Source organism: Enterobacter sp. MGH85 (assembly GCF_001037655.1).
GTDB lineage: Bacteria > Pseudomonadota > Gammaproteobacteria > Enterobacterales > Enterobacteriaceae > Enterobacter > Enterobacter intestinihominis.
The window spans coordinates 1,888,398-1,902,445 of sequence record NZ_KQ089925.1 but is presented as its reverse complement, the minus strand read 5'-3'; the positions used below and the strand labels follow the sequence as shown (position 1 = coordinate 1,902,445).

11 protein-coding genes are annotated in these 14,048 nt (G+C 56.1%); 3 read left to right on the top strand and 8 right to left on the bottom strand.

Annotated elements, in window-relative coordinates; all coding sequences use genetic code 11:
* Positions 1 to 29: 29 nt before the first annotated feature.
* Positions 30 to 2,789, top strand: a complete 2,760-nt coding sequence (gene barA, locus SK51_RS09005; RefSeq protein ID WP_048206652.1) for a two-component sensor histidine kinase BarA — start codon at positions 30 to 32, stop codon at positions 2,787 to 2,789.
* A gap of 49 nt (positions 2,790 to 2,838) precedes the next feature.
* Here the strand turns inward: barA and SK51_RS09000 are convergent, their stop codons facing one another.
* The 8 genes from SK51_RS09000 to syd all read right to left on the bottom strand — a co-directional run bounded on the left by SK51_RS09000 (position 2,839) and on the right by syd (position 11,173).
* On the bottom strand, positions 2,839 to 3,984 hold the full coding sequence (locus SK51_RS09000; protein ID WP_022649207.1) for a glycerate kinase: 1,146 nt from the start codon (positions 3,982 to 3,984) through the stop codon (positions 2,839 to 2,841).
* 77 nt (positions 3,985 to 4,061) lie between these two features.
* A complete protein-coding gene (gene gudD / locus SK51_RS08995) occupies positions 4,062 to 5,399 on the bottom strand; it encodes a glucarate dehydratase (protein WP_023298497.1) in 1,338 nt (445 codons plus the stop codon).
* A gap of 15 nt (positions 5,400 to 5,414) precedes the next feature.
* Complete coding sequence (locus SK51_RS08990) at positions 5,415 to 6,755, bottom strand: enolase C-terminal domain-like protein (RefSeq protein ID WP_023298498.1); 1,341 nt, start codon at positions 6,753 to 6,755, stop codon at positions 5,415 to 5,417.
* Complete coding sequence (gene gudP, locus SK51_RS08985; RefSeq protein WP_003862734.1) at positions 6,755 to 8,110, bottom strand: galactarate/glucarate/glycerate transporter GudP; 1,356 nt, start codon at positions 8,108 to 8,110, stop codon at positions 6,755 to 6,757. Before gudP ends, SK51_RS08990 begins: the two co-directional genes overlap by 1 nt.
* A 308-nt stretch (positions 8,111 to 8,418) precedes the next feature.
* Positions 8,419 to 8,868, bottom strand: coding sequence for a flavodoxin (locus tag SK51_RS08975; protein ID WP_022649212.1), 450 nt, complete (start codon positions 8,866 to 8,868; stop codon positions 8,419 to 8,421).
* Positions 8,869 to 8,934: 66 nt separating this feature from the next.
* The gene (truC, locus tag SK51_RS08970) at positions 8,935 to 9,669 is read right to left on the bottom strand and encodes a tRNA pseudouridine(65) synthase TruC (protein ID WP_023306840.1); all 735 of its coding nucleotides are present in this window, start codon (positions 9,667 to 9,669) and stop codon (positions 8,935 to 8,937) included.
* Complete coding sequence (locus SK51_RS08965) at positions 9,666 to 9,995, bottom strand: YqcC family protein (RefSeq protein WP_022649214.1); 330 nt, start codon at positions 9,993 to 9,995, stop codon at positions 9,666 to 9,668. The genes truC and SK51_RS08965 overlap by 4 nt, the downstream gene beginning before the upstream one ends.
* A 632-nt stretch (positions 9,996 to 10,627) precedes the next feature.
* Positions 10,628 to 11,173, bottom strand: coding sequence for a SecY-interacting protein (gene syd / locus SK51_RS08960; protein WP_022649215.1), 546 nt, complete (start codon positions 11,171 to 11,173; stop codon positions 10,628 to 10,630).
* A gap of 69 nt (positions 11,174 to 11,242) precedes the next feature.
* Here syd and queF point away from each other — a divergent pair, with 69 nt between their 5' ends.
* A complete protein-coding gene (gene queF / locus SK51_RS08955) occupies positions 11,243 to 12,085 on the top strand; it encodes an NADPH-dependent 7-cyano-7-deazaguanine reductase QueF (RefSeq protein ID WP_023298501.1) in 843 nt (280 codons plus the stop codon).
* 116 nt (positions 12,086 to 12,201) lie between these two features.
* Positions 12,202 to 13,566: a nucleotide 5'-monophosphate nucleosidase PpnN gene (gene ppnN, locus SK51_RS08950; RefSeq protein WP_023298502.1), complete on the top strand. Its 1,365-nt coding sequence runs from the start codon at positions 12,202 to 12,204 to the stop codon at positions 13,564 to 13,566.
* Positions 13,567 to 14,048: the final 482 nt, after the last annotated feature.

Sequence of the window (14,048 nt, the reverse complement as noted above, 5' to 3'; positions counted from 1 at the left end):
TTAGCCTGATTGTCCCATAACGGAACTCCATGACCAACTACAGCCTGCGCGCGCGCATGATGATTTTGATCCTCGCTCCTACCGTTCTCATCGGTTTGCTGCTGAGCATTTTCTTTGTGGTGCATCGCTATAACGATTTGCAGAGACAGCTTGAAGATGCCGGGGCCAGCATTATCGAACCGCTGGCCGTCTCCAGCGAGTACGGAATGAACCTGCAAAACCGTGAATCCATTGGTCAGTTAATCAGCGTGCTGCACCGCCGTCATTCAGAGATTGTGCGCGCCATTTCCGTTTACGATGAGCATAACCGTCTTTTCGTCACCTCGAATTTCCATCTGGATCCCACGTCGCTGAAAATCCCGGAAGGTACCCCTTTCCCGCGTCATCTCACGGTCCTGCGGCGCGGCGATATCATGATCCTGCGCACGCCGATTATCTCAGAAAGCTATTCACCCGACGAATCCGCCCAGTCCGATGCGAAGTCCAGCAATAATATGCTGGGATATGTGGCGCTGGAGCTGGATCTCAAGTCGGTGCGGCTCCAGCAGTACAAAGAAATATTCATCTCCGGCGTGATGATGCTGTTCTGTATCGGCATCGCGTTGATCTTCGGCTGGCGGCTGATGCGCGACGTCACGGGGCCTATCCGTAACATGGTGAATACCGTTGACCGGATCCGCCGGGGTCAGCTGGACAGCCGCGTGGAAGGCTTCATGCTCGGCGAGCTGGATATGCTGAAAAACGGCATCAACTCAATGGCGATGTCGCTGGCGGCTTATCACGAAGAGATGCAGCACAACGTTGACCAGGCCACCTCTGACCTGCGCGAAACGCTGGAGCAGATGGAGATCCAGAACGTGGAGCTGGATCTGGCGAAAAAACGCGCTCAGGAGGCGGCCCGTATTAAGTCTGAGTTCCTGGCAAACATGTCACATGAGCTGCGCACGCCGCTGAACGGGGTGATTGGCTTCACCCGTCTGACGCTCAAAAGCGAGCTCAACCCGACCCAGCGTGACCACCTGCATACCATTGAACGCTCAGCCAACAACCTGCTGACCATTATTAACGACGTACTGGACTTCTCGAAGCTGGAAGCGGGCAAGCTGATTCTGGAGAGTATCCCCTTCCCGCTGCGCAGCACACTGGATGACGTGGTCACGCTTCTCGCCCACTCCTCGCATGATAAGGGGCTGGAACTGACGCTCAATATCAAAAATGACGTTCCGGATAACGTCATTGGCGACCCGCTGCGCCTGCAACAGGTCATCACCAATCTGGTGGGCAACGCGATTAAGTTCACCGAGAGCGGCAACATCGACATTCTGGTCGAAAAAAGGGCGCTCAGTAATAATAAAGTCCAGATTGAAGTTCAGATCCGGGATACCGGCATCGGCATTCCGGAGCGCGATCAGTCGCGTCTGTTCCAGGCGTTCCGCCAGGCCGATGCGAGCATTTCCCGTCGGCACGGCGGAACGGGCCTGGGTCTGGTGATCACCCAAAAGCTGGTGAAAGAGATGGGAGGCGATATCTCCTTCCACAGCCAGCCTAACCGGGGCTCGACCTTCTGGTTCCATATCAATCTTGATCTTAATCCGAACGTGCAAACCGACGGTCCGGTCACCGACTGCCTGAAAGGGATGCATCTGGCCTATGTGGAACCGAACGCCGCCGCGGCGCAGTGTACGCTGGATGTATTAAGCAGCACGCCGCTGGAGGTGGTCTACAGCCCGACCTTCTCCGCGCTGGCGAACGATCATTACGATATTCTTTTGCTGGGGATTCCGGTGACATTTACCGGAGAACTGACCATGCAGCAGGAACGGCTGGCAAAGGCTGCCTCAATGACGGACTACCTGCTGCTGGCTCTGCCGTGCCACGCCCAAATCAACGCCGAAGAGCTTAAAAACGACGGGGCGGCGGCATGTCTGCTGAAACCCCTCACCGCCACACGGCTGTTACCTGCGTTGACTGAATATTGCCGTCTGACGCATCAGTCCCTGCCGCTGGAAAACGACGAACATAAGCTGCCGATGACGGTGATGGCCGTGGATGATAACCCGGCAAACCTTAAGCTGATTGGCGTGCTGCTTGAGGATCAGGTTCAGCACGTTGAGCTGTGTACCAGCGGCGCCGAAGCCGTAGAACAAGCCAAACAGATGCAGTTTGACCTGATCCTGATGGATATTCAGATGCCGGGCATGGATGGCATCCGCGCCTGCGAATTAATTCGTCAGCTTCCGCACCAGCAGCAGACGCCGGTGATTGCCGTGACGGCGCACGCGATGGCGGGACAAAAAGAGAAACTGCTGGGTGCGGGCATGAACGATTATCTGGCGAAACCGATTGATGAAGAGAAGCTGCACAGCCTGCTGCTGCGCTACAAACCGGGGCACATTGGCGGGACGTACACCATTTCAGCTGAATCGCCGGAAATCAGCGTTAACCAGAATGCCACGTTTGACTGGCAACTGGCGCTGCGCCAGGCAGCAGGCAAAGCCGATCTGGCCCGCGATATGCTGCAAATGCTGGTGGACTTCCTACCTGAGATCCGTAACAAGGTTGAAGAACAGCTGGTGGGCGAAAACCCTGAAGGGCTGCTGGAGGCCATCCATAAACTGCACGGTAGCTGCGGCTACAGCGGCGTGCCGCGGTTGAAAAATCTCTGCCAGCTGCTTGAACAGCAGCTCCGCGCGGGTACGCCAGAATCCGATCTTGAGCCGGAGTTTCTGGAGCTGCTGGACGAGATGGACAACGTGACGCGGGAAGCGATGAAGGTGTTGGGAAGCTAAGAAAAAGCCCGGTGGCGCTTCGCTTACCGGGCCTACAGGAGCACGATCGTTAACGCGACATCCCCTGCCCCACCTTTATGGCCGCCGCAATATTCCTTGCGGCCATCTGTACATTCTGTTGCGCATTTTCCAGCGCATCCTCCAGCGAGCAGATGGTGTAAATCACGCTGAATACCGCATCCAGTCCGTGCTCGTGCACCACGCCAACATCCGCCGTCAGGCTGCCGGCAATGCCGATAACCGGTTTGTTATAGCGTTTCGCGACTCTCGCCACGCCAACGGGCACTTTGCCGTGGATCGTCTGGCTGTCGATACGCCCTTCGCCCGTGATCACCAGATCGGCGTCCGCGACCTGTTCATCGAGATGCAGGGCATCGGTGACAATCTCAATCCCCCGACGAAGCTGTGCCCCGCAAAATGCATACAGCGCCGCCCCCATTCCGCCAGCTGCTCCGCCCCCCGCCAGGTTTAAGACGTCAATATCCAGATCCCTGGCGATAATGTTTGCGTAATGCGCAAGCGCGTTGTCCAGCGTCCTGACCATCTCCGGCGTCGCCCCTTTCTGCGGACCGAATACCGCAGAAGCGCCAGTCTCGCCAATCAGGGGGTTGGTCACATCGCAGGCCACTTCAATTCGACAGTCTGCCAGCCGCTCATCCAGCCCACTAAGATCGATATGCGCAAGGCTTGCCAGTTCGCCGCCGCCCGGCCCAACGGGCTGTGCTTTCGCATCCAGCAGTTTTACGCCCAGCGCCTGCACCATGCCTGCGCCACCGTCATTGGTCGCGCTGCCTCCAATGCCAATAATGATATGCTTAACGCCCGCATCCAGCGCATGACGGATCAGTTCCCCGGTCCCCCACGAGGTGGTGATTAACGGGTTACGCTTTGCAGGAGCAACAAGCTCCAGACCGCTCGCGGCCGCCATCTCGATAAACGCGCTTTTTCCGTCTCCGGATAACCCGAAAAACCCTTCCACGTGTTCTCCCAAAGGCCCGGTAACGGGAACATGGACAAGACGCCCATGGGTGGCTGCCACCATCGCTTCCACCGTCCCTTCGCCGCCATCGGCAACCGGTAATTTGACGTACTCCGCTGAGGGGAAAATTTCGCGAAAACCGACCTCTATCGCTGTCGCCACCTCCAGCGCGCTCAAGCTTTCCTTATACGAGTCCGGAGCGATAACAATTTTCATAAGCCATCCTTACGCATGTTAGTTACGTTAAGCATACACCACGTAAGGGACCACTCATGGGAGCGGTCCCAGTTGGCTTATCGTACCATGCACGGACGTTTATTGTCGAATGACCACTCTGGGATCAGGTACTGCATCGCCAGCGCATCATCACGTGCGCCCAGCCCGTGTTTCTGGTAAAGCTCGTGCGCTTTCATGACCTGATCCATATCCAGTTCAACGCCCAGCCCCGGCGTAGCTGGAACCTGCACCATCCCCCCCTTGATCTCAAACGGCTGTTTAGTCAGGCGCTGATTGCCCTCCTGCCAGATCCAGTGGGTGTCGATAGCGGTAATGTTGCCCGGCGCAGCAGCCGCTACGTGGGTGAACATCGCCAGCGAGATGTCGAAGTGGTTGTTGGAGTGCGAGCCCCAGGTCAGGCCGAACTCATGGCACATCTGCGCCACGCGAACCGAGCCCTGCATCGTCCAGAAGTGCGGGTCTGCCAGCGGAATATCCACCGATTGCAGCGAGAGCGTGTGCCCCATCTGGCGCCAGTCGGTCGCGATCATGTTGGTGGCGGTTGGCAGCCCGGTGGCGCGACGGAACTCCGCCATCACTTCACGTCCAGAGAACCCCTGCTCTGCGCCGCACGGATCTTCCGCGTAGGCCAGCACGCCTTTGAGCTGCTTACCGATTTTGATCGCCTCATCAAGGGACCAGGCACCGTTCGGATCCAGCGTGACGCGCGCCTGCGGGAAGCGCTTCGCCAGCGCGGCAATCGCCTCAGCTTCTTCTTCACCCGCCAGTACGCCGCCTTTCAGCTTGAAGTCATTAAAGCCATATTTTTCATACGCGGCTTCAGCCAGGCGCACCACCGCATCCGGGGTCATCGCTTCATCGTGACGCACACGATACCAGTCGCATTTTTCGTCCGGCTGGCTCTGGTACGGCAGCGGGGTGAGTTTGCGGTTGCCGATAAAGAACAGGTAGCCGAGCATTTCCACTTCGCTGCGCTGTTGGCCGTCGCCCAGCAGGGAGGCGACATTGACGCCCAGATGCTGGCCTAGCAGATCCAGCATCGCGGCTTCAATACCCGTGACCACATGGATAGTGGTACGCAGATCAAACGTTTGCAGACCACGGCCACCCGCATCACGATCGGCAAAGGTCGTACGCACGCTGGTCAGCACATTTTTGTACTCGCCCAGCGTTTTACCCACCACCAGCGGAATGGCGTCCTCCAGCGTTTTACGGATCTTCTCCCCGCCCGGGATTTCACCGACACCGGTATGCCCTGAGTTGTCCTTGATCACCACAATATTACGGGTGAAGAACGGCGCATGGGCGCCGCTCAGGTTCATCAGCATGCTGTCATGTCCCGCGACAGGAATGATCTGCATGGAGGTGACTACAGGGGTAGAAAATGTGCTCATCGTTCGATCCTTTTATCAGTGACGTCCAAATACAGGGCGCTTACGGTCAAATGTCCAGCCGGGGATAAGGTACTGCATCGGGCCTGCGTCGTTGCGCGCGCCGCCCGGCAGTTTTTTATACGCTTCATGCGCCTTGTGGATCTGATCCCAGTCAAGCTCCACGCCCAGCCCCGGCGCATCCGGTACGGCAATGGTGCCGTTTTTGATTTCAAGTGGATTTTTGGTCAGGCGCGCTTCGCCTTCCTGCCAGATCCAGTGCGTATCGATGGCGGTCGGGTTACCCGGCGCCGCCGCGCCAACGTGGGTAAACATCGCCAGCGAAATGTCGAAATGGTTATTGGAGTGGCAGCCCCAGGTGAGCCCCCAGTCATCGCACAGCTGCGCCACGCGCACCGCGCCGGAAAGGGTCCAGAAGTGCGGATCAGCCAGCGGTATGTCCACCGCATTCAGCATCACCGCGTGGCCCATTTCGCGCCAGTTAGTGGCGATCATGTTGGTCGCAACCGGCAGCCCGGTAGCGCGGCGGAATTCGGCCATCACCTCGCGGCCAGAAAAGCCCTGCTCGGCGCCGCACGGATCTTCCGCGTAGGTCAGCACGTCGCCCAGTCCTTTGCACAGCGCGATAGCTTCATCCAGCCGCCAGGCGCCGTTCGGATCGACGGTGATGCGTGCCTCCGGGAAGCGTTTTTTCAACGCGCGCACGCTGTCAATCTCCTGTTCGCCCGGCAGAACGCCGCCTTTCAGCTTGAAGTCTTTAAAGCCGTAGCGATCCTGCGCCGCCTCTGCCAGGCGTACCACAGCCTCGCCAGAGAGCGCTTCCTGATGACGCAGGTGATACCACGCGTGGCTGCCCGGCGAGCGTTCCAGATACGGCAGATCGGTTTTCGTCCGGTCGCCAACGTAGAACAGATAGCCCAGCACCGTTACCGCATCACGCTGTTTGCCTGGCCCCAGCAGTTCGCAGACCGGCACATTCAGCGCTTTGCCCAGTAAATCAAGGAGAGCCGCCTCCAGCGCCGCCACCGCGTTAACGCGCAGTTCAAACGTCCAGGCGCCTTTGCCGAAGGTATCAAAATCAGCCGACTGGTTGCCCTTATGCACCCGCTGAACCACCTTGTTCAGGCGGGCGACCTCCTGCCCAACCACCTGCGGGATGGCGTCGACCAGCGTCTGGTAAATCACCTCTCCGCCAGGCGCTTCCCCGACGCCGGTATTCCCTGCGCTGTCGGTCAGCACCACGATGTTGCGGGTGAACCAGGCGTTATGCGCGCCGCCAATGTTGAGCAGCATGCTGTCCTGACCCGCCACCGGGATGACTTTCATCTCCGTCACAATCGGGCTTGATTGCGTTGTCATCATCCGCGCTCCCCAACAGGTTTCAGTTCGATTCGTTTGATGTCCCCCACCAGCACCAGGTAACTGAGTACCGCCACCAGCGCATGGACGCCTACATAAATCAGCGCACCATTGAAGGAGCCGGTGGTGCCGACGATGTAACCGATAGCGATTGGGGTGACAATGCCGGAAATGTTGCCAAACATGTTGAACAGACCGCCGCTCAGGCCGCTGATCTCTTTCGGCGCGGTATCTGCCATCACCGCCCAGCCCAGCGCGCCAATGCCTTTACCGAAGAAGGCCATCGCCATAAAGCCGATAATCATCCACTCCGCGCTGACGTAGTTACAGAACACCATGGTCATGGAGAGCAGCATGCCGAGCACGATTGGCGTTTTACGCGCAATATTCAGCGAACCGGTGCGACGCATCAGCCAGTCGGAGATGACCCCGCCGAGCACCCCGCCCACGAAGCCGCAGATGGCTGGCACAGAGGCGACAAAACCCGCCTTCAGAATCGACATCCCGCGCGCCTGCACCAGGTAAACCGGGAACCAGGTGATGAAGAAGTAGGTTAAGGCGTTAATGCAGTACTGGCCGAGATAGATACCGATCATCATCCGTGAGCCGACGAGCTGTTTGATCTGCCCCCATTTCTGGCTGAACGGGACTTTTGCTTTCTGGGTTTTCTGATCCATGTTGATCAGCGCCCCGCCTTCAGCAATGTAGTCCAGCTCTTTCTTGTTCACGCCCGGGTGCTGGTTTGGTTCGTGGATCACTTTCAGCCAGATAAAGCTGATGACGATCCCCAGCCCGCCCATGAAGAAGAAGACGTGCGACCAGCCCACTTCGTGCGTCAGCCAGCCCATAATTGGCGCGAAAATAACCGTCGCAAAGTATTGCGCCGAGTTAAAGATTGCTACCGCCGTTCCCCTCTCCTGCGCCGGGAACCAGGCGGCCACAATGCGGCTGTTGCCCGGGAAAGATGGCGCTTCCGCTAAACCCACCAGGAAGCGGAGGGTAAAGAGCGCAATGATAATGCCGAAGCCGCTGAAGATATCCACGAAGCCCTGTAACAGGGTAAACATCGACCAGATGAAAATGGACCAGAAATAGACCCGTTTTGAGCCGAAGCGGTCCAGCAGCCAGCCGCCAGGGATTTGGCCGATTACGTAGGCCCATGAAAATGCGGAGAAAACATAACCCATACCCACCGGATCAAGTCCGATGTCCTTTGCCATCTCAGAGCCGGCAATGGATAACGTGGCACGGTCGCCGTAGTTGAAAGAGGTGACGATAAACAGCATCACCACTATCCAGTATCGGGCGTTGGTGCGCTTCTCAGCGCTGCTCGCCGCGTGGCTTAATGTACTCATTGTTGCACTCCTGAAACATAGCTTTCGCCTGGTTCATTCTGTACAGCACCTGTAGGGTAATCAGAATGAGAGATTTGTGTTTGGTTTTGGTACGGCCCGAAGCCGTTTTATAGTGACGGGAAAAGTATATGAAGGAGTGACCGGTTCTCTCACCGTGCAGGAACACAACATTGACGGGCGTGGGGAACGTGGTTTGGGGCATAAGCCCAAAGTGGTGGAAGATACTTCACGGAATTGAGGATATGGTGCAGCTTCGTTGCCGGGTGGCGGCTACGCCCTACCCGGCCTACAGCTCGTATAGTACAGGGTTAGTTCAGGAGCGTGGCCCAATGTTCAACCCAGGGATTTGACTCGCTTTCCGGTTCGGGGTGCTCGCCAGCATCAATCAGTAACATCTCGCCGACCCGCTGAGCGTGCTGTTCCTGCAACAGCGCGTCGAACTGCTTACCGCCGCCGCAAAAATTGGCGTAAGAGCTATCGCCGAGGGCGATGATGCCATAGTGAACATCTGGCTGATAGCCAAGCTGGTCTTTAATGCCCTGGAAAAGCGGGACGATGCTGTCCGGGAGATCGCCCTGCCCGGTGGTGGAGGTCACCACCAGAATGTATTTATCTTTATACTTTTCCCAGTCTGCCAGCTCCGGGTCTTCATAGACCGTTGCTTTATGGCCCTGATTGACGAGGATTGCTTCTGCTTCCTCCGCAACCAGCAGCGAGTTGCCGTACATCGTGCCGACAAAAATACCTACTTCAGCCATGCTTTGCTCCCGTAATTATTGCGCTTGCTGTTCATCCTGAACGTTGCCTGCGGCAAACTCAACCCTTTAATTTTCGGGGAGTTGTCCCAGCCAGCCAAACTGAGACAGCGCCTGCATCCAGACCTCGTCCAGCCCCGCGCGAATAGTCAGCGGTTCGCCGGTAAACGGATGCGTCAGGCTTAGCTCGCTGGCGTGCAGCATCAGTCGGTTACAGCCAAAGTGCTCTGCCGCGCTGCGGTTCTGCCGCAGATCGCCGTGCTTGCTGTCGCCGATAATTGGGTGGCGCAGATGTGCAAGGTGGCGGCGAAGCTGGTGCTTGCGCCCGGTTTTGGGCAAAAGCTCAACCAGACTGTATCGCGTAGTGGGAAATTTGCTGGTCGCCACCGGCAGTTCTGTGGTCGCCATACCGCGATAGTCGGTCACCGCAGGCTGCGGACCTTTATCTTCGCGGGCAAATTTATCGGCGATTTTATCCAGTTCCTCCACCAGCGGATAATCCAGCGTGGCGGAATCCGTCAGCCAGCCGCGCACAATGGCGTGGTAGCGCTTCTGGATCTGGTGCTGTTCAAACTGCTGCGACAGCAGGCGCCCGGCCTCACTGGAAAGCCCCATCAGCAGAACGCCAGAGGTTGGCCGATCCAGACGGTGGGCAGTAAAGACGTGCTGACCGATTTGGTCGCGCACGGTTTGCATAACAACCACTTTCTCATCGCGATCGAGCCAGCTTCGGTGTACCAGCCAGCCGGACGGTTTATTCACCGCCACCAGCCACTCATCCTGATACAGGATCTCAAGCGTCATGCATCGTCACCGGCGAAAAGCGTATCCAGCTTTTCCAGCTCAACCAACATAACGTCGCGCGCCGGGTGAGTCGCCTCCAGCGCCATTTCGTAATAGGGAGAGACGGCAAACGCCTGGGGCAACGCGTGTCCCCCTTCCAGCAGCGCGTGCATGCGCGGAATTAATACCCACTGGAGCCATTCGAATGGAGACAGCGTATCCAGACAAAACGGCTGGGTGCTGGCGAACGCGTCTGGCTGCGGCGCACTTTCCTGCCACAGCTGATGCTGGCGCATAAGGGCTTCGATGGCGTGCAACTGCGCACGAACGCTATCGTGATGCGTCATAGTAACCTCAACTGAAAAACGGAATGGCGCGAAGCATAGCATTGCGGAAGACAGAAATAAAAAAAGGGAGCACTGTAAAAACAGTGCTCCCGGTTCGTTTCGCAGCATTCCAGCTACAATACGTGCTCCCTGCTCATCCGTGACAACTTTTCCTGATGCCCGAAGGCCTGGTCATCCCTTTACCTTTTGCTTCCTGCTCACATCATCCTGACGTGTAGGTTTCATCCTGAAACGTCCTGGCCATCCTGACCCACCGACCATCCTGACCGGCTCACGTTCTCCTTCCTGGAGGTGTCCCTTACGCATCCTGCGTGATCCACTTTGCTTCATCCTGAAGCCTTCCTGCGGCGTCGTCCTGACGTGTTCCTGGTGAGAAACGCCATCATCCTGATGTTCGTTTCTCGCGTCGGCATCCTGTCGACACAGATAGAATCCGCTATTCTGCCTCGTCTTACAACCCACCCTGTGAGCAAGGTAAGCCTGGCGAAACGGGGATAATCGTTTCAGGAAATCGCTAACCTGTTGAAAGGGAAGTTAATATTAATCTGAAATCCCTAAGACAAAGCTAATTGTTTCGGCGATGTCTCACAGTGCGTGTAAGAGATCTCTCACACGTCCAGTAGCATCATGGATTACAGAAGCGGCTCAAGTCGGGTAAGAAAATCCGCAAGAGAAGGCGCGAGAACGTCGCGATTGCGGGTGCCGAGCGTCTCTTTAATGACCTCGCCAGACAGGTTGCAGACTGAAATGACGTCCAGTTCACTGTCGAGCGTCGCAATAAAGAGAGTCGGGGAGAGCTTAAGGCGTTTTTGCGTGACCAGGTGACCAATGAGGTTTTCCTGAACGCGTTGAAGATCGTCTTCGCTCCAGGTTTGCAGCAGCGTCAGCGGCTGTCCTGCAAAACATGCAGTCATATCCCCGGCAAACTGCGTGGTATAAATTGCATGAAGCGCAGGTTGTATCACAATGTCCATTGCGCGTTCAACCGCATTTACATTCTGCTCGCCCGTGAACGGTTTCGGTTGCCAGATAACGTAATCATCCTGCGAAGCGATAATGCACGGTGACGGCACGCCATATAAGTCAGTACTTTGCGGCCACGTCCCCCGCTTTTCATGCCAGGCATCGCAATAGCGGGTCGTGAAGGACGTCAGGGCATTTGCAGTTTCGATATCCACCGATTTCTCTCTTCTTGTAAGACAGGATAAACTCAGCCCCTAAGTGTACCTGTAAAGTGGCTATGAAACATGTCTTACGAAAATCATCAGGCGTTAACGGGCTTAACGCTGGGTAAATCGACCGATTACCGCGACACCTACGACGCAAGCCTGCTTCAGGGTGTGCCGCGCAGCCTGAACCGCGATCCGCTTGGCCTTCATGCCGACGCGCTGCCGTTCGTCGGCGGCGACATCTGGACGCTGTACGAACTCTCCTGGCTGAATGCGCGCGGTCTGCCGCAGGTAGCCGTGGGCCATGTCGAGCTGGATTACGCCAGCGTAAACCTGGTCGAATCCAAGAGCTTTAAGCTCTATCTCAACAGCTTTAACCAGACCAAATTTAACAGCTGGGACGAGGTACAACAGACGCTTGAACGTGATTTAAGCGCGTGCGCGCAGGGGAACGTAACCGTCTCGTTATACCGTCTGCATGAGCTGGAAGGTCAGCCCATCGCCCATTTCCACGGCACCTGCATCGACGATCAGGACATTGATGTGGAGAGCTACGAATTTAGCACCGACTATCTGGAAAACGCAGCGGGCGGAAAAGTGGTCGACGAAACGCTGGTCAGCCATCTGCTGAAATCCAACTGCCTTATCACCCATCAGCCGGACTGGGGCTCGGTACAGATCCAGTATCGCGGCCCGCAGATTGACCGGGAAAAGCTGCTTCGTTACCTGGTGTCATTCCGTCATCACAACGAATTCCACGAGCAGTGCGTGGAACGCATCTTCAATGACATACAGCGTTTCTGCCAGCCCGAAAAGCTGAGCGTTTATGCCCGCTATACCCGTCGCGGCGGCCTGGACATTAACCCATGGCGCACCAATACCGATTTTGTGCCTGCCACCGGACGGCTGGTGCGCCAGTAAGATAAATATTTTCACAATATGCGGGCGGTATTCCGCCCGAAGTGTTGTGAAACGTCATAAGCCAGGGCTATTGTAATCAACAGGGAAAGACGATAATCGTCCCATAAGGAGCTCACTTGATTACACATATTAGCCCGCTTGGCTCTATGGATATGTTGTCGCAACTGGAAGTGGACATGCTTAAACGCACCGCCAGTAGCGACCTGTATCAACTGTTTCGTAACTGTTCACTTGCTGTACTGAACTCCGGAAGCCTGACCGACAACAGTAAAGAGCTGCTGTCCCGCTTCGAAAGTTTTGATATCAATGTGCTGCGCCGCGAGCGCGGGGTGAAGCTGGAAGTGATCAACCCGCCGGAAGAGGCGTTTGTCGATGGGCGTATTATTCGCTCACTTCAGGCCAACCTTTTTGCCGTGCTGCGCGACATCCTGTTTGTTAACGGACAGATCAGCAACGCCGGTCGTTTCCAGCATCTCGATCTGGAAAGCTCCGTTCATATCACCAACCTGGTTTTCTCCATTCTGCGTAACGCCCGCGCCCTGCACGTTGGCGAAGCGCCGAACATGGTCGTCTGCTGGGGTGGTCACTCTATTAACGAAACCGAATACCTGTACGCCCGCCGCGTGGGTAATCAGCTCGGCCTGCGCGAGCTGAACATCTGTACCGGCTGCGGTCCTGGCGCGATGGAAGCGCCGATGAAAGGCGCGGCAGTAGGACACGCGCAGCAACGCTATAAAGAAGGCCGTTTTATCGGCATGACCGAGCCGTCGATCATCGCCGCTGAGCCGCCTAACCCGCTGGTTAACGAACTGATTATTATGCCGGATATCGAAAAACGTCTTGAGGCGTTTGTCCGTATCGCGCACGGCATTATCATCTTCCCGGGCGGCGTAGGTACGGCGGAAGAACTGCTTTATCTGCTCGGGATCCTGATGAACCCGGCCAACAAAAATCAGGTTCTGCCGCTGATCCTGACCGGCCCGAAAGAGAGCGCCGACTATTTCCGCGTGCTGGACGAGTTTATCGTGCATACGCTGGGGGAAGACGCGCGCCGTCACTACCGCATTATTATTGACGATGCCGCAGAAGTGGCCCGTCAGATGAAAAAAGCGATGCCGCTGGTGAAAGAGAACCGTCGTGATACCGGGGATGCCTACAGCTTTAACTGGTCCATCCGTATCGCACCGGATCTCCAGATCCCCTTCGAGCCGTCGCATGAGAACATGGCGAACCTCAAACTCTATCCGGATCAGCCGGTGGAAGTACTGGCAGCTGACCTGCGTCGCGCCTTCTCTGGCATCGTGGCGGGGAACGTGAAGGAGGTGGGGATCCGCGCGATTGAGGAGTTCGGGCCGTATAAAATCCACGGTGACCCGGAGATGATGCGCCGCATGGATGACATGCTGCAGGGCTTTGTAGCTCAGCACCGCATGAAACTTCCGGGTTCTGCCTATATTCCCTGTTACGAAATCATCAAATAAAGCGTCCTTTCCCTCCTCTCAAGCCGGATTGTCATCCGGCTTTTTTATTAGTGATGTAATTCATAGCGATCTTCAATGTTATTAACAAATCTGGCGCCCGCGCAAACGATTACCTCGTTTTTGAAACCGTAAATAATCAGCCTTAATCGAAATTACCTGCCAGAAAATCCTAAAATCCTATTTCTTTACAGCGAAAGACACCTATCTCGCGGGTCAGCCTTTTCGAAAACATGTCGTTAATGGTAGCCTTCGCGCCCGTAAATTCTCTTTGATGTTTTTTTAACAGATAAATGGTCTAAATATGCCCACATCATAAGTGGATTATTGCATTTGGGATCGCGATCACTGATAGATTCATAACGAGAATGTATCTTTCCGCCCGCCAATAGTTACGGGCAAAAATTATTAAAAAACCGTCACTGAACGAATTTCATATTACCGTCAGGCACTTTTTCATCGGATTTGACTAAAAACCTGACAAT

Bases quoted from the DNA above. Each gene is read 5' to 3' on its own strand.
- truC (WP_023306840.1), bottom strand. From the start codon at position 9,669: ATGACGCTTGAGATCCTGTATCAGGATGAGTGGCTGGTGGCGGTGAAT.
- SK51_RS08990 (WP_023298498.1), bottom strand. From the start codon at position 6,755: ATGACAACGCAATCAAGCCCGATTGTGACGGAGATGAAAGTCATCCCG.
- queF (WP_023298501.1), top strand. From the start codon at position 11,243: ATGTCTTACGAAAATCATCAGGCGTTAACGGGCTTAACGCTGGGTAAA.
- SK51_RS09000 (WP_022649207.1), bottom strand. From the start codon at position 3,984: ATGAAAATTGTTATCGCTCCGGACTCGTATAAGGAAAGCTTGAGCGCG.
- gudD (WP_023298497.1), bottom strand. From the start codon at position 5,399: ATGAGCACATTTTCTACCCCTGTAGTCACCTCCATGCAGATCATTCCT.
- SK51_RS08975 (WP_022649212.1), bottom strand. From the start codon at position 8,868: ATGGCTGAAGTAGGTATTTTTGTCGGCACGATGTACGGCAACTCGCTG.
- SK51_RS08965 (WP_022649214.1), bottom strand. From the start codon at position 9,995: ATGACGCATCACGATAGCGTTCGTGCGCAGTTGCACGCCATCGAAGCC.
- gudP (WP_003862734.1), bottom strand. From the start codon at position 8,110: ATGAGTACATTAAGCCACGCGGCGAGCAGCGCTGAGAAGCGCACCAAC.
- barA (WP_048206652.1), top strand. From the start codon at position 30: ATGACCAACTACAGCCTGCGCGCGCGCATGATGATTTTGATCCTCGCT.